The following is a 16129-nucleotide window of genomic DNA, read 5'->3' as shown; positions in this document are numbered from 1 at the left end:
AGACGAACAAAAGACGAACAAAAGACGAACAAAAGACGAACAAAAGACGGTGCGAGCCGCACGGGCAGATAAAGAAAAGACGAACAAAAAATGGTACGAGTTGCACGAGCAGATAAAGAAAAGACGGACAAAAGACGGTATGAGTTGCACGAACAGATGAACAATAAACGAACCTAAGATGTAGGAATCTTGAATTTATACTACTTTTCAGTCGTTGAGATTCTTCGCAAGAGTCGTAGTTGGTGAGTGTAATTGCGCAGTTCACTATTAAAAATACCGATATGATCTAACCGGTCGATGCGCACTTTGCCAAAAGAGTGAATAATCCTGTTGTCGCCTAAGAGAATGCCCACGTGAATGATATTACCTTCTTCGTCGTCAAAAAAAGCTAAGTCACCTGCTTGGCATTCTTCTATAAAACTAAGAGAAACACCACAAGTAGCCTGTTTTTTAGCCGTACGAGGTAGGTGTATGCCGTTGAGTTTGAAAACCATTTGCACCAGTCCGGCGGCATCTATTCCAAAGGGAGTTTTGCCTCCTGTTAAGAAAGGCACGTTTAAATATTCCAAAGCAGTGGGAATAATGCCTTGATGAGGTATTCTTTGGGTAGATTGTGAAGTTTGTAATAGATGATTGTGAGAAAAGGTAGCACCTTTGGGTATGTGCAGAAAGAGGTTGTCTCCGGTTTTCAAACGGAGCTTTGTAAGCCATCGGTGAGCGTATTTTTCTTTCTTTTTTAGAGATTTTTTGTAGTCTTTATCCGAAATTTCCGTAAACTGACTGTTGGCTACCCAGCCTTCAATATTGTCGAACAGCAAGCGTACATAGCTCCAATACTCTTCTTTATCAATTACTTGCAACAACTCTCCGAAGAGTAATTGCGTAATCATCTTAGCCCCCTCAAAGGGCTCTAAACGTACGGGAACAACGCTCAAATGGCATATTCCATAAGGTGTTTCTAATATCTTCATATTCATCACGCCCGCAAAGATAGCAAATAATTAAGTATTAGCAAGAAACTATTCATATTTTTTTGTTTTTAAATGCTATTTTGTCTACTTTTGCACTCATAACAATCACATTACTATGGCAGCTTACAAACACGCTATTACCTTAGAAGCCGCTTTAAAAGAAGTAACCGAAGAGCGCTTCTGCAAAGGGCATCATTATAAAGATGTTGCCCTCACCGATGCGATGGTAGAGCAGATAGTGCAAGTAAAATCCTTAGTAAATATGGGTTTTATCAATACTGATATTACCGATGAAGCCCTCAAATACTTGGCTACTTTGCCCAAACTAAAACTCCTTATTATCCGAAAAGACCGTATTTGGAAGATTGACGAGTGCCAATGGCGTGACGGAGGCTGGAAAAAATACGGATTATAATGAAGACAACTGCTCAACAACTTATAGAAAATGAACTTCAAAAAACAGTTCAGCAGATTAAAGAACATTTTCTCTCAGAGAAAGAGAAGCAAGAACTTGTAGATTATAAAAAGGAGTTAGAACAGCTATTATTCCTTAAAAACCTTTCAGACACCTATCATTTGGAACGAAAAAATATAGAAAAGCTTATTGTTTTGCCTGCTCCTTCTACCGATTTTGCTAATTTTCGTATTGTAGATGATACAGAAATTGAAGAGAGGAAATATTGGCAAGAGTTACAAATAGAGGGTGAAAAACTTTTTTTGAATCAGGGAGATATATTAATTAAGAAAAGATAATAAAGGTAAAAAATTAAGTTTGTAGAATACAAAATTGAGTCCGTAGAAAGCAATATTAAGTCTGTAGAATACAATATTAAGTCTGTAGAAAGCAACATTAAGCCTGTAGAATACAATATTAAGTCCGTAGAAAGCAATATTAAGTACAGGCAATACAATATCAGGTTCAAATAATACAATATTAAGTACAGGCAATGCAATATGAAGTAGAAAACTGACAGAATAGATAAGAAATATACTGAATATTGTTTGTTTTTGGTAAAAAGTGAGGAGATATTTTTCGGATTTCTTGGATTTTTTATCAAGAATAATAGAGAAAGTAACAAAAATAGGTAGTAAAACGAAAAGATATAAAAAGGGAAAAAGCCCTATGGAATTTGAAATATAACTTAGTTAAGAGAAACTCATTTGAATAAATAAGTATGATGACAGATATATCTAAAAAGCTAAAATCTGATATAAAAGTAGAAGATTTGAAACAAGAAAATGGTATTTTATGCTGTATGAATGACTATTTCATTAGTGGAGATAACCAAAAGTATATGAAAATGTACGATTGGATGTCTTTTTTCTATGATTTTGGAGAGAAATGGATAGGAAGACTCAAGTATGGACACACTATTGACCATCTACGTACCGAGTTGATGAGCCGTTTGGAATGGAAGAACAATATTTCGGTGCTTTATGTTTCCATAGGTACGGGGGCTGACTTGCATTACCTGCCACAAGGGATTGATTTGAAAACGATAGACCTTGTAGGAGCAGATATCTCAATGGGAATGCTCAAAAAGTGCAAAAAGGAGTGGCAAAAGAAAACAAACCTTACACTCGTGCAGTGCCCCGCCGAGGAATTACCTTTTGCCGATAATACTTTTGATATTGTTTTTCACAACGGAGGTATCAATTTTTTCAATGATAAAGCGCTTGCCATAAGCGAAATGCTTAGAGTTGCCAAAACAGGAAGCAAATTGCTTATTGCAGATGAAACAGCCGACTTTGTGGAGACCCAATACAAGAAAAGTGTCTTCTCCAAATCTTATTTTGAAGGCAAAACAGTCGATTTGAACACCATAGAACAATGTATTCCTCTTTCTGTAGCTGAAAAGAAAACAGAATTGTTTTGGGATAATAAATTTTATGGTATTACTTTTAGAAAAAATAACTAAATGAGTTATATTACCTTTAAAAGCAAGCTTATAATATGAAAAAGATATCCTTATTAACCTCCTTATTGGCGCTATTCTCTTGTGAACATTCACCAGAGCAACGAAAAACAGCAGAAGCCCTCCTTTTACAATCTGTGATTGCCTATGAATATTGTGAAGAAAAGGACGGAGGTGTAGTGTTACGCTATTTCCTCAATTGTTCCGACTTGCACAAACAAAAAGATAACCGTTCTACTTATTTATACGATGAAATAACGCAAAAAGATTCCGAAACACACAGTAAAGAACGCGCTTATTATATAGGATATTACAAAAATAGGCAGCTTATTCGTTATAAAAAAGTATATCGAGGACAAGTGTTAATGGATAAAGAAATACACTAACGCTCTATTTATTCAATAAGTCAATACTTTCCAATATTTTTTCATAAAAAGAGAGTTCTTCTAAAGAGACATCATTTTTAAAGCAGTCCATAAGATAATTGCGCCAGTTATAAGCATTTTCATCAGAGAGATATTCTTTTTTGTTCACAGCAAAAGAATATTTAAAGTCAGTTAAAGCATTCTGGTTTATCTTTTTTTCTTTTACAAGATTATTGATAATTCCGATGACGCTTTTTTCTACATCATTGAAGTGTTTTTCATCAGTTTCACCACTTACGATAAGCACAAAGGTAGGAGTAGGCTCACTATAATACTCCAATTCTACATAAGGAGTGTACACCCAGCCCTTTTTTTCTCGTATTTCAGCAATCACTTCCTTGCGCAAGAGCTCTCGCAGCAATTTGATAGATAATATACCTTTTAAATTCTTCTGATAACTATCTTTATATACGATATTAAAACTTGTGCGTTTGTTTTGTGTTACTTCTAGTGTCTGGAAAAAAGGTTTTTGTATAGTCTTTTTTACTGAGGCTCCCTCTTGTCTCTTTAAATGAGAAAGAGTCCCGACTAATTCTTTCTTTAGTTTATCTATCTCAAAGCTACCCGTTACTACACATAGAAGCTCATCAGAAGATAAAAAGTGCTTTTGATAATAACTATAAAGCGTATCTAAGTTCATTTTCTGAATATCATCAGTAGTTTTATTGAGCTCAGTAAGCGGATAAGTAGCTCCTTTTATGGCTTCTAATTTAAAAGCCATTTCTTTAAGAGGGTCTGCTTTTTTATCATTCTTTTTACTACTAAGAGATTGTATTTCATCAGCCTTCACCTCTTCAAAGGCTTTATATGCTCGCTCGGGATACCGCAACTTCTGATAGATAAGATTACAAAGCTCCTTGCTTTTATTCACAGGAGCGGTTGCCATTGCCAAGTGCTGATAGCCCTCAGTACCTACTATAAATGTAAGGTTGTTGTGATATAGTAGTTCTTCATAAGCTTCACCTTTCAATGATTCAATACCACCTAAGTGTACATATTGTAAAATGTCTTCGTATTGTTTAAATTCCTTTGATGGCAATAGCGAATACCCTCCTTTAAAGAATAGTGTAACATTTAGTTTCTCATCATTTTCTGTAGGTTTGAGGTAAATAGTAGCTCCATTAGTGAGTTCAATCCTATGTATTCCTATTTCCTTAAAAAAGGTTTCATTTTTAATGTCTTTGGGATGAAAAGAAATCTCTTTTGTGAGTACCTCAGGTATAACAACAGATATTGTTTTTTCTTCTTCTTTGAAAGTGGGAACGGTAGTATCAGGGTGTGCTATTCCATCACTGATAATATGTTTAAAATCCTCGTAAGTATATTCTTTATTATCTGCAGGAGTGTATAGAATGATAGGGTCTTTTAAATTCAGTACGTTTTTGCAAATGTGTTGCCAATGGTGGAGTTGATAGTCTTCTCTCAACTCTTTAATAAGTCTTTCCTTGTCCCTATACTGAGAAATAAAACGCTCTCTAAAAACAAAATTATCAATAAAACTCAGCACCCAATCCTCTGAAGTTCTCTCGGTGGGTATTTTCTCAATAGCAGTAGTTACTTTCTCTAAGGCTTTACCTACTTCTTCTTCTGTGAGTGAGGTTTTTACACCTTCAATAATAGCAAATGTTTTTTTGAGGGTTTGCTCTATATCGTCAGAGGTCATCTCTATCTCCAAAAAACTCGTTCTACGCAAATACCAATACTGACTGATACGAATATCTTCTTTATGTGCCCTAAAACGGTTATTAAGAATTTCTAATACTACTTTCGGAAGTTCTATTTCTTTTCTATATTCGTCTATGAACGGGGTACTTACGTACTCTATGGGGTATAACAAAGATAGTTTTGTTCTCTTGCCTTTCTCCTTTTCAATTGAAAACATTTTTTTATTGGGGAAGGAAATAGGTTTAAGATTTCCCACTTCTTCTCCTCGCTGTCCAAGCATTCCAAAGTGTTCTTTTATTGCCTTCTCAGTAGCTTGTGGGGCTATATTTCCTATTACAATAAGCGAGGCATTTTGTGGAGTATACCATTTCTCATAGAAAGAGCGAAGTTTTTTAGGTGTAACTTTAGCTATTTGTACTTTAGTTCCTATGGGAAAGCGCATCAGTTGCTTATCATAGCCTACCATAATAGGGTTAAGGTCTTTGTAAGGCTTATAGCTGGCGATTTCCTGTGTGATGATTTTGCGCTCTTTCTCCACTGCCTGTGTGGTAATATCCATATAGTATAACCAATCGGATAGTATATGAATAGTCTTAGCTACCTGCTCAGTATTCACGTTCGAAAGGCTTACGCTGTATACAGTTCGGTCATCGGTAGTATACGCATTGATGTTTTCTCCATATTTTGCCCCTAAACTTTCCCAGAATTTTAGCACGCTATTCTTAGGGTAATGTTTTGAGCCACTGAAAGCCAAATGTTCTAGGAAATGAGCAATACCTTCTTCTCCTTTCTGTTCTTGAAACGATCCTACCCGCAAACACAAACAGAGTTCCACCCTTCCTTTAGGCTGTTCATTAGGCATTATCACGTAACTAAAACCATTGCTAAGGGTTTCCTTTGTAGCATTATTGGGTAATAAAAACTTTTTACCTTGTGAAAAAGTAATTTCACTTACTAAAATAGCCACTACGAGTATAATATATCTTTGCATATTATTTACTAAAAAACTTTGGCAAATATAAAAAATATCTGCCAAAGCTCCTTAATTTATTATAAAAATTTACTGCAACTATCTATTTGAATGTTACTTTTTCACTTACAAATCCATTTCTCATTTGCCCTAATAGTTTAGTGTTCTTCACAACGATTTCATAGCTTCCAGCTTTCTTTACAGTCAGCACACCTGTGTTGCTGTCGTACTGATAAGCACTGTTATCGGTATCTTTTAGGGTTACTTCGGTTTGTACACCGTGAGTAGGCTCTTGGCTAATGGCAAAAGTTACTTGGTTATTAGTAACTCTGCCTATCTTAAATGCACGTTGCTTTACATAACTACACGCTTTTGAACTACTACCAGCTCCTGATAACGAAAAGTCAAGCGAAGGAAATGCTTTTTTAAGGGCATAAATAGCATCTGGATGCAATGCATTATTTTCACATTCTATGAGATTTATTTTAGCCGAAATGTTTTCTTGTCCATCGGTGTCGATGCTTGAAAGTGCGTTCCAATTTGCTAATAAACGTTCTAATTTAGCAAGTCCAGCAATTTTAAGATAGGAAAGAGCGCTTGGTGCAGTTGCTTTGGTCTCTCCTTTCTTATACCCATTAATATTTACTAAAGTAAGTTCTTTATAAGGTGATAAATCAACAGCAGTAAGCCCTTCGTTACCTTGCAAACTCAACATCGAGACATTGGCAGGAAGTTTGAAAGGAGTGCTACCTTTTAGTTCATTGTTGTTAAGATGGAGTTTGGTAACTTTGTTAAGAGAAGAAGCTTCAATATTTGCAATCTTATTTCCTGTGAGGTCAAGCGTTTTGAGTTCGCTTAACCCTTGAAGGGTGATGTTATTAAAATTACCATTCTGAATCATTAGCGAAGTAAGTTTGGGGCAAGCGGTAACGGATGCCTTAGTAACTGAAGAAATTTTGCTGATATTAATGTCGGTTAAGTTAGGCAATCCTTCCACACTAAGATTTTTCGCAGAGTCAGCAGTAAGTTTTTTAAGTGCCAATGAGGTCAATTTAGGATATGTAGTGGCATTAAAATCCAAATTCTTCATTGGAGCGTCCTCAATATTCAGTTCGGTCACATTTGCATTGTTCAGCAAATTGAGCTCTTTAAGTGTTTTTTCAGCACTCACCTGAATATTACTTGCCCCAATATTATTTAGAGTAACATTCACTAAATTCTCACAGTAATAATAACTACTTATGGCAAAATAATCCTCATCGTTAGTGGTTTTAAGGCTTGGGAAATCGGTTAAGGAAAGAGTTTCTAAGCCTTTCAAGTTACGAATAGTGATTTTTTCCAAAGGAGAAGTCTTTTGGGTATCTTTTCCTTTGAGAATAATACTCTTTAAAGACGGAATGCTACCATCAATATACACAGTAGAAAGTTCAGGAGCAGTAAGTTCCACTTTTTCTAACTTTGTAAAGGCATTATTTACATCAAAAAAATCCAATTTGGTTATACCTTTGCCTCCACCTTTTGTGCCACCGAGCTCAGAAACAAAATAAGTGTCTTTACCATTAGCAGTTTCTTTTTTCCAGATGACCCCCAAATGTTCTTTTTTCCATTGCGAAGGGTCATCAGTTTTAAAGTCCTCTTCAAAGCCATTCATTTTAGCTATTTTGCGGAGGAATTTCACATCATCAGCACTACAGCTTGTCACGCTTTTAGGATCATCATAAATGGGAGTGGCAGGCGTAAGCTCTGTCCAAGGCACAGAGGGTTTGGGTTTGTCTGGGGTAGGTGTTTCGTTGTCGTCGTTCTTCTGACAGCTGATTGCCAAGCTCATTGCAAGGGCAATCATCGTGTAATTACGAATGTAACTCATTTTTAGTTTTGTTTATAATTAATTTTAAAGTGTTTTTACTTAATGTTTATTGGGCTATATACTCTATTTTTACGATAATGTAGTCCCCACCATATTCGTGAGAGATTAGAAATTCAAACGACATCTTCTTTTCCGTAAAGTTAATGCTTCCTGTTGAAGCTTTCCAAGCTCCTTTTTCATATTTATCACTTAAAATATTGGTAGTATTTAGATAATAAATAGGGTTAGGACCTCCCGCTTGCCCATTATTCTCTATCGCAATGGGATTTCCTTCATCTACTAACTTTTTAAACCTATCATAAGCAGAATAAGTGAATTGAAAAGGTATCATATCTGTTAAATCATCGTATAAATCCTTTGTCTTATGGATAAATTCTATTTGGCTAACCCCATTAGTAGGACTCCCTATCTTGATATTGTCCAAAGTAACCCCAAAAGTCTCTTTGCTATCCTTATTCCAATTAATCAAAGGCATTATAGCTTTTGCCACAGGTGACGCGGGAAAAAATTCGGTATCCTCAACGGTATTTTTTCTAAGCAAGAATAGCCAAAATTCTGTCAATCCCATTGGATTATCAGTCATTTTCAGTACAGGACTATCAGAAGTAGCCAAAGCACTAAGCGTGATAAGAGTACTTCCGTTAATTTCTCTTGTAAATTCCTTCACAAATGGTTCTGCATTACCACCAGCAGGACTAAAAATAGTACCTGTTACTTTTACTTTACCCATAAAGGGGTACAAATCTATTCCTTTTGCCTTATAAGCGTTTAACAATTGGCGTTGGGCAGGGGTGAGATTCATTACTACTGCTGAAGGTTTTACAACTATAGCCAAATCTTCTTGTGCTATAAGCCCTGTTACGGGTTCAAAAGTAACTTTAAGGCGTTGTTCTTCGGTTATGGTTGCATTTGCTTTAAGAGTGAGAGTAAAAGTAGCCTCACGCGCCTCTTTGGCAATGATAATAGGATTAGCAGAAAGGCTTACAAGGTCGGAGGTTTGACCTTGTGCATCTACCACTTTCAGATGAATGGCCGTATCAGCATTCACTTTGGTTGTTAGTGAAAATTTAGCTTCAATTTTTTGATTAGCTTCTCCTAATGTAAGCACTTTATCGCCTTTGGCAGTGATATACACACGGTTTTCACCGCTGTATTGAGGAGCAGAGTCGTCGTTCTTAGAGCAACTCACAATGTTCAGGGCAATAAACATACCCATTGCTAATTTACTAATAAATTTCATATATAATACTCATTAAATGTTTCTTATTTGTATGTCAAATGTTTTTATCTTAACCGTTTAACATTATTACTTTTTCCACTTTATCTCTATCTTATCTTCGCTCGTTCTTTATTTTTTCTTGTGGCTCATACCGTTCATTGTTCGTCTTTTGTTCGTCTTTCCTATAAGGTTCGTATAGGTCTCCTAACTTTACCATTAATCTAAGCTTAAACTAGCCCTATTTTTCATTTCACCAAAAAAAGCTCATCGTGCTACGACTGGTTTACACCTTCTCCAACATTCCATCCTTTATTTTGTAAAATAGCAGTGTTGTAACGCTTTTCAGAGGCAGGAATAGGAAGTGTCCAGCGTGGGTCGGTCGCCTCAATGGTGTAGTTTGTACCTGTCGTAGTGGTACGTACAATAGGACGATGATTGCGCTTGAGGTCAAAAAAGCGGATGGGCTCTCCCACAAACTCTTTTTGCTTTTCAGAGAGCAAAAGGGTAAGCAGAGTGTCGGTGTCAGTAGCTGCTGGGGCAAGTGTATTGGCATTCCGAGCGGTTAAAAGGACATTCAGCAAGGCAAAAGCACTGTTTTTGTCGCCTTGCTTGAGGTAGGCTTCAGCAAGTAGGAACACCAATTCTGACGGGCGTGTCCACGTGTAATACTGCATTTGTTCACGTACCTTCACTTGCTTGCGATACTTGCCCAAGAGGCGATTGTTAGCATTGTGGGGAGCTACTATCGTATAGACATCAGTTCGTACATCGGTTGTAGTGTATGAAATAGTGCTTGCCACAAGCAAGTAATCACCTATGTTTTCATTGTATTCCAATTTCATATACGGTGAAACACTAACGTTGCGTGTATCTAAAGCAAAAAGACGCAAAGCAGAAGCATTAGCCGACCAAATATTAGCTACGGGCAAGGTGGTGATGCTTGTTTTGTATTTTTCGTAAAGCGGAAGCGCAAGCGCAATGGCTTTGACATTGTCCTGAGTCCACAAAGCCAACTCCGCCCTGATAAGTTGCGCTACCTCTGGGGTGATATAGTACGTATTGGTATCTTGCTCTGCCGAAATGGTGAGCAATTGCTCAATCATGTTCACCGATTGAGAAAAAGTAAGCCTGTTTTGCTCTTTGGTAAGGTTAAATTTGTCTTTTATCAAAATTCCATAGGGTTCGCTATTGGTTGTAGCATAAGCAGGAGAAAATATTTTCAGCAATTCAAAATAACAAAGAGCTTTGAGATAGATAGCACGTTGCTTGATGAGCCTCAATTGCCTACTTTCGGCATCGGTGAGGGGCGAAACATTAGGCAAACGCTCCAAAAGTACATTGCATTGGGCAATGGTAGCATAAAGAGACTTCCATATGCTCTCAGAATGATTAATAAGTTCACGCCCTACCCATTCGTAAGTGTTTTTGAGCTCTACTTCACGCGGAAGGTAGCTACTTGGTATCATATCATCGCTTCTTGCGACCCACGTAAGGGCATCGTTATAGGGAGCAAAGGACGTGTAAGCCGCTGCAAGCGAACGTTCAGCGGTAACCACCGAGGTAATAGCATCGGGGTCACTCACTTCGTCTTCTGGCGGAAGGTCTAAAGAACAACTCATAATAGCTAAACTAATGACCGAAAAAAGAAATATTCTGTATATAAGCATAATATTCAATTTAAAAAGATAAGTGAAGGTTCAAGGTAATAGTAGGAGGTAGCGGATTTACAATATTATTTGTCTCAGGGTCACTCTCTTTGTATTGACTCCATACCGCAATATTGGTAGCTGTAACTCCCAAAGTAGCGTGACGTATTTTCCCAATAGAAGCTAAGTCTTCTTGACTGAACTGATAACGCACAGATAGATTCGTAAAGCGTAAGAAGTCGGTCTTCATTAAAGTCTTGTTGTTAGGCTGACTAAGGTTCTCAATAGCACTCGACGAGTAGAAAGGGGTGTGATATCTCTTGTTCTCGTCGCCTACTTGCCACCACATATCGGTAAGCTGGGCTTTGGCAGCATTGAAGCGTGCCGAATCCAAGTCGCGAATATACTTATTGCTATAATTGCGCACCCCGCCAAGTGTATAATAGAAGTCAGTAGATAGTTGCCATTGTTTATAGTTCACATAAAAGTTGAAACCTCCGCTAATAGGTGGAGTTGATTGCCCTAAGTAGATGAAATCTTCTCCTCGCAAGGTGGTAGTGGCATTCACTTGTCTACCATCAGCTGTGATAAACTCAGGCAATCCTGTAATAGGATTAATGCCAGTAGAGTTCAGCCCATAAAGTGCCTCGGTAGATTTGCCTACCTGATATTCAGGGAGCTTCTGATCGGCACTGGTGTAAATACGGTCTCTTCCGTATAGGTCAATCACCTTATTTTCGTTATACGAAAGGTTCCCGCCCCAGCTCACATTCCAATCGGAAGAGGTAAAAATAGGCTGATTGATACTCACTTCTATTCCTTTATTCTCCAAGACACCTATGTTTTGCATCTGTACTTCAAAGCCAGAAGAAGAAGGAATAGGAATGGTAAGCAAAGCATCTTTGGTCGTGCGCTTGTATACTGACAATTGCAAATTAGTTTTGAAAATAGTAGCCGAAAGTCCAATATCGGTAATAAGGTTTTGTTCAGCTCTCAAATCTTTATTGGGGAGTGCTGTAATATTCATTATACGCGTGTCGGCATAGCTTTCGGGTAGATATTTAAAGGTGGCTGTTATCAGTGAAGGTGATATAGCCTGCGCATTGGCAGTGTGTCCATAAGAACCTCGTATATCTAATTGTGATAGCCACTCTACTTCTTTTAAGAAAGCGTACTCTTTAATATTAACACTTACTCCTAATGCCCAAGCACTGTTCCAACGTTTTTCTCTGGGCAATATCGATGAGGCATCAAGTTTATAGGTGCCAAAAAGATTGTAGGTACTATTGTAAGTATACCCAATGAGCCCTCCAAACCCCAGATTCCGATCTGTTTGTTTACGCCCTCCCACAGTAGGTTTCCCCGCTCCTGTAAGCGAGTTGTCAATTGCCGCTACCGAGCGTATTTTGCCGTACAATCCGTGCCCTACTACCGATAGATTATCGGTGATAGAAGTATAGTTGTCGGCATTAGCACCCAGGGTAAGCTCGTGTTTGCCAAAAGTTTTTTCGTAGTTAATACGCATATTAGCTGTAATATTGGTAAGTGTATTTTTAGCTTGGTATAAAGTTCCTAAGGCGTTGCGCGCTCTCCCAGAGTTTCTTTCAGAAAAGGCAGTCTCAGGAGTTATTTGCAAATCATCTGTCAAAGAATAATCTAAACCTGCCACAGCCGATAACTCTAATTCAGGACGTATTTTCCAGTTGAAACTCAATGAAGTCCCTATGTTTTTAGTAATGTTTTCCCTGCTAAACTGATTGAATAGATCGCTATAACTTCTGTTAGGATAGGAATATAGTCGTTTGGAATTTTTACTCTCGTAAGGGTTCAATTGGTAAATCAAATCCTCTATTGAAAAGTTAGCACCATTTGGAGTACTCACCTTTGCATAAGAACCATTAATTGATAGAGTAGCAACCGCATTTTCCGATAAGGCTTGATCTATTGCTAAACGAGCAGAAATGCGGGATAGTCCATTCCCTTTTATCTGTCCGTCTTGTTGCAGATATCCTAACGAGAAAAAATAAGAGGTCTTTTCATTGCCATTTTGGAAACTGAGATCGTGTTTTTGGTATACTTGTAAGTTAGTGAGCTCCTTATGCCAATCGGTATTGATGGCACGTAAAGAGTCTAATTTTTGTCTTCCTTCAGTTAAACGTGCTTGCAACTCAGGGGTACCTCCGTATTTCCTATTGATGTATTCTTCACTGTACAGATAGCCTGGTGTACCTTCATTCTTCAATAAACGCTCTAATTCTAACTTCTCTGCACTGTTCATCAGTTGTGCTTTCAGGGGTGATGCAAAGGTAAATCCCGTTTGTAAGTGATAACTCAATACTTTTTCCCCTCCGCGTTTAGAGGTTATTTCTATCACCCCATTCGATGCTTTAATACCGTATAGAGCTGTAGCTACTGCATCTTTTAGCACTTTCATCTCTTTGATATCTTCAGGATTGAGATAATAAAAGGTCTCTGCCGAAATCATTTTTCCGTCCAATATAAACAGTGGCTGGTTAGCTTCGTCTCCTTTACGTAACGAAGAATTTCCACGTATGCGAATTTCGGGAGTTGCTCCCACTTCACCCCTGTTAATAATGCGTAACCCTGGCGCTTTGCCCTGCAATGCCAATGCCAATGAAGGAACAGGAATATTTTTAACTTCTTGCATCGCTATAGCTTCTACATTTCCCGTTTTAGCACGTACATCTATTTCGTTGATGTTTTGCTTAGCAGTTACCTGTATTCCTTCAAGCATCAACATATCTTCTTGCATCGTGATAAAAAACTCAGCACTCCCCTGAAAGGTGCGTTTTACTGTTTTCATTCCTATATAGCTAAAAACAAGCTCACCCTTCTGGTGTAAGGTTTGAAGTGAAAAAGCACCGTTTATATCAGTAGCCATTCCTTTAGCTGTATTGTTAATACGTACCGTTACTCCGCTAATGGGAGTCCCTTCCTTATCTTTAACAACACCTTTAAGAGTGATAGTATTTTGAGCTATCACGTCGCCAAAAAGAATAATAGTAAAGGTGAACCATAAAATAAATTTCATTTCACATACCATATTTTGAGAGTGCAAAGATAGTATTTTTATTTTATCTAAATAACAATTGATGAATAATTTTATTAAAGAGAAGGATTATTTTTGTGTGATAATAATCAAATCTGTTTATAATCAGTGGTTTAATTAGTGAATAATTAAATGATAATGCTATGAGAAAAAAAGAGTTTGCTAAACTGCAATATAAAAGCCATAACAAACAATTGTTTGTTATGGCTTTTTTTAGAAAGTCTATTTGTTAAAAGTTATTTCTTAGTGGCAGCTTTTTCAGCTTTTGCAGCATCTTGTGCGGCTTTCATTGCAGCACGCGATACTCTCACCTGGCAAACCACAGTATTATCTGGGTGCATAATCTTGTATTTATCTTGTGCTAATTTAGTAACGTATAGCTTGTTACCCATTTCTAAGCCCGAAATATCTACAGGAACAAAATCAGGTAAATTGTCAGGAAGAGCTTTCACTTTTAGTTTGCGGTTCACAATACGCAAAGTACCCCCTGCCATAATACCTGGTGAAGTCCCCTCAATTTGAATTGGCACTTCAATAGTGATTTCTTTGTCTTTGTGAAGCTGATAAAAATCGATGTGGATAATTTTATCAGATACAGGGTCAAACTGAATGTCTTGTAGAATGGCGTTATAGGTTTTACCATTCAATTCAATCGCAGCGGTGTATACGTTAGGAGTGTACACGATGTTTTTGAATGCTAATTCAGGTGCTGAAAAATGCAGAACATTGTCTCCCCCGTATAGTACGCAAGGAACCTGTCCAGCATTACGTAAGGCTTTGCTTGCAGCTTTGCCCACGCTTTCTCTTTGAGATCCTTTGATTGTAATTGATTTCATTTATTTATAAATAATTATTAAGTTACTTGTTCTTAGGTGTTAGGTTTTGTTAGAATTAAACATCAATCCTTACCTTTTACTTTTTACCTTTCACCTTGCTACATTATAAATTTAGAACTGATAGGCTCGTTGTGGTGTACGCGATGCATTACATCAGCAAAAAGATCAGCACAACTCAGTACTTTTATTTTGCTCGAAGGCTGCTTTAGTGGAATCGAATCAGTCACAATAAGCTCTTCTAAAGCCGAATTCTCTATGCGCTCATATGCGTTCCCGCTCAGTATAGGGTGAGTAGCTACTGCTCTTACACTTATAGCTCCTCTGTCCTTCATCAGTTGGGCAGCTTTCACCAAAGTACCTGCCGTGTCTACCATATCGTCTACCAATACTACGTTTTTACCTTCTACTTCACCTATGAGCTCCATTGTTTCAATCACATTGGCTTGTTTGCGCTGTTTATAGCAAATCACCACATCACATTTCAAGAACTTAGAATAAGCATAAGCCCTTTTAGAACCTCCCATATCGGGCGAAGCAATACACAAATTGTCTAAGTGCAACCCCTGTAAATAAGGCAAGAAAATGCTCGAAGCAAAAAGATGGTCTACAGGGCGCTCAAAGAATCCTTGAATTTGGTCGGCGTGCAAGTCCATCGTCATAATACGAGTAGCACCTGCCGCTTGCAAAAGATTAGCCACCAATTTTGCCCCTATTGGCACTCTGGGTTTATCTTTCCTATCTTGGCGAGCCCACCCAAAGTAAGGCATTACTGCTGTGATGTGCCTTGCCGAAGCGCGTTTGGCAGCGTCTATCATTAGTAAAAGCTCCATCAAGTTATCCGAATTAGGGAAAGTAGAGCATATTAAGAAAACGCGTGCCCCTCTAATTGATTCTTCATAAGAGGGCTGAAATTCACCATCACTATAATAAGAAAGTTTAACTTCACCGAGCTGAGTACCGTATTTTTGCGCAATTTTCTCAGCCAGCTCTATGCTTTTAGAGCAAGCAAAGATTTTTGAATTAGGGGTGGTTTCACTAAACATTTTTATCAGTAAGTGTATTAAGGTATAAAAACTTCTAACTTTTCAGGGTGCAAAGGTACGAATATTAATCGTAATTGCAAGTATCTTGATGTGTTTTTTTATTTTATGAGCCAAAACATACCTCGCTTTACCTTTTTATTTGTCTCTTTATTGCACCAATTACACTCTCCCACTACTTTTGTCATTTCTCATTTGTCACTTGTCATCTCTTCCTTTTTCCGTCATACTCCCTCCTAGTGCCTACGGCCTAAGTCCTATCACCTATTTCTCTTTCTTTCGTCACGAAACCCCGTTTTTAACATTTTTAGCGTTATTGTATTATATTATGAATCAATTACTTATATACCCTTTCTATACCAATCTTCCAAGATTCGTATAAGCTTCCTATAAGCTCTCTATAAGCTAACCACACCCTCCTAATACCCTTTTTCCTTCAAAATCCCTCTCAGTCCACTTCTGATATTTTTCGTTTTCCTCCGAAGTCTAAACCTCTTCTCTGAG

Annotated in this window: 12 protein-coding genes; 4 read left to right on the top strand and 8 right to left on the bottom strand. The window is 37.6% G+C overall.

Translation table 11 applies throughout. The features are described from left to right. Positions 1–200: 200 nt before the first annotated feature. Positions 201–977 carry a C40 family peptidase gene (locus HMPREF1528_RS03885; RefSeq protein ID WP_016478717.1) on the bottom strand — a complete coding sequence of 259 codons (777 nt, stop codon included), beginning with the start codon at positions 975–977 and terminating at the stop codon, positions 201–203. 109 nt (positions 978–1086) lie between these two features. On the opposite strand from HMPREF1528_RS03885, the gene HMPREF1528_RS03880 reads away from it, so the two are divergent. From HMPREF1528_RS03880 to HMPREF1528_RS03860, 4 genes are all read left to right on the top strand, one after another. Next, positions 1087–1386 carry an NTF2 fold immunity protein gene (locus HMPREF1528_RS03880; RefSeq protein WP_016478716.1) on the top strand — a complete coding sequence of 100 codons (300 nt, stop codon included), beginning with the start codon at positions 1087–1089 and terminating at the stop codon, positions 1384–1386. Further along, entirely contained in the window at positions 1386–1724 is a 339-nt protein-coding gene (locus tag HMPREF1528_RS03875) for a hypothetical protein (RefSeq protein WP_009401403.1), read from the top strand. Before HMPREF1528_RS03880 ends, HMPREF1528_RS03875 begins: the two co-directional genes overlap by 1 nt. Positions 1725–2146: 422 nt before the next feature. Beyond that, the gene (locus HMPREF1528_RS03865) at positions 2147–2890 is read left to right on the top strand and encodes a class I SAM-dependent methyltransferase (protein ID WP_016478715.1); all 744 of its coding nucleotides are present in this window, start codon (positions 2147–2149) and stop codon (positions 2888–2890) included. Positions 2891–2925: 35 nt separating this feature from the next. After that, entirely contained in the window at positions 2926–3273 is a 348-nt protein-coding gene (locus tag HMPREF1528_RS03860) for a hypothetical protein (protein ID WP_016478714.1), read from the top strand. 4 nt (positions 3274–3277) lie between these two features. Here HMPREF1528_RS03860 and HMPREF1528_RS03855 read toward each other — a convergent pair whose 3' ends face one another. From HMPREF1528_RS03855 to HMPREF1528_RS03825, 7 genes are all read right to left on the bottom strand, one after another. Next, entirely contained in the window at positions 3278–5968 is a 2691-nt protein-coding gene (locus HMPREF1528_RS03855) for a M16 family metallopeptidase (protein WP_034567837.1), read from the bottom strand. Between the two features lie 82 nt (positions 5969–6050). Beyond that, entirely contained in the window at positions 6051–7814 is a 1764-nt protein-coding gene (locus HMPREF1528_RS03850; protein ID WP_016478712.1) for a leucine-rich repeat domain-containing protein, read from the bottom strand. A 46-nt stretch (positions 7815–7860) separates the two neighbouring features. Next, on the bottom strand, positions 7861–9054 hold the full coding sequence (locus HMPREF1528_RS03845; protein ID WP_016478711.1) for a DUF4929 family protein: 1194 nt from the start codon (positions 9052–9054) through the stop codon (positions 7861–7863). A gap of 251 nt (positions 9055–9305) precedes the next feature. After that, on the bottom strand, positions 9306–10652 hold the full coding sequence (locus tag HMPREF1528_RS03840; protein ID WP_232211459.1) for a RagB/SusD family nutrient uptake outer membrane protein: 1347 nt from the start codon (positions 10650–10652) through the stop codon (positions 9306–9308). Between the two features lie 58 nt (positions 10653–10710). Beyond that, on the bottom strand, positions 10711–13731 hold the full coding sequence (locus HMPREF1528_RS03835; protein WP_232211458.1) for a SusC/RagA family TonB-linked outer membrane protein: 3021 nt from the start codon (positions 13729–13731) through the stop codon (positions 10711–10713). Between the two features lie 254 nt (positions 13732–13985). After that, positions 13986–14585, bottom strand: a complete 600-nt coding sequence (locus HMPREF1528_RS03830; protein ID WP_009418740.1) for a 50S ribosomal protein L25/general stress protein Ctc — start codon at positions 14583–14585, stop codon at positions 13986–13988. A 98-nt stretch (positions 14586–14683) separates the two neighbouring features. After that, positions 14684–15628, bottom strand: a complete 945-nt coding sequence (locus HMPREF1528_RS03825; RefSeq protein ID WP_015782855.1) for a ribose-phosphate pyrophosphokinase — start codon at positions 15626–15628, stop codon at positions 14684–14686. Between the last annotated feature and the right edge of the window lie 501 nt (positions 15629–16129).

The organism is Capnocytophaga sp. oral taxon 336 str. F0502, assembly GCF_000411575.1.
In the GTDB taxonomy this organism is placed as follows: Bacteria; Bacteroidota; Bacteroidia; order Flavobacteriales; family Flavobacteriaceae; genus Capnocytophaga; species Capnocytophaga ochracea.
The sequence above is the reverse complement of the archived record's forward strand: the minus strand, read 5'-3'. Positions and strand labels throughout refer to the sequence as shown.

Coding starts and splice junctions, on each gene's coding strand:
- HMPREF1528_RS03885 (WP_016478717.1), bottom strand. CDS start 977: ATGAATATGAAGATATTAGAAACACCTTATGGAATATGCCATTTGAGC.
- HMPREF1528_RS03880 (WP_016478716.1), top strand. CDS start 1,087: ATGGCAGCTTACAAACACGCTATTACCTTAGAAGCCGCTTTAAAAGAA.
- HMPREF1528_RS03875 (WP_009401403.1), top strand. CDS start 1,386: ATGAAGACAACTGCTCAACAACTTATAGAAAATGAACTTCAAAAAACA.
- HMPREF1528_RS03865 (WP_016478715.1), top strand. CDS start 2,147: ATGATGACAGATATATCTAAAAAGCTAAAATCTGATATAAAAGTAGAA.
- HMPREF1528_RS03860 (WP_016478714.1), top strand. CDS start 2,926: ATGAAAAAGATATCCTTATTAACCTCCTTATTGGCGCTATTCTCTTGT.
- HMPREF1528_RS03855 (WP_034567837.1), bottom strand. CDS start 5,968: ATGCAAAGATATATTATACTCGTAGTGGCTATTTTAGTAAGTGAAATT.
- HMPREF1528_RS03850 (WP_016478712.1), bottom strand. CDS start 7,814: ATGAGTTACATTCGTAATTACACGATGATTGCCCTTGCAATGAGCTTG.
- HMPREF1528_RS03845 (WP_016478711.1), bottom strand. CDS start 9,054: ATGAAATTTATTAGTAAATTAGCAATGGGTATGTTTATTGCCCTGAAC.
- HMPREF1528_RS03840 (WP_232211459.1), bottom strand. CDS start 10,652: ATGAGTTGTTCTTTAGACCTTCCGCCAGAAGACGAAGTGAGTGACCCC.
- HMPREF1528_RS03835 (WP_232211458.1), bottom strand. CDS start 13,731: ATGAAATTTATTTTATGGTTCACCTTTACTATTATTCTTTTTGGCGAC.
- HMPREF1528_RS03830 (WP_009418740.1), bottom strand. CDS start 14,585: ATGAAATCAATTACAATCAAAGGATCTCAAAGAGAAAGCGTGGGCAAA.
- HMPREF1528_RS03825 (WP_015782855.1), bottom strand. CDS start 15,628: ATGTTTAGTGAAACCACCCCTAATTCAAAAATCTTTGCTTGCTCTAAA.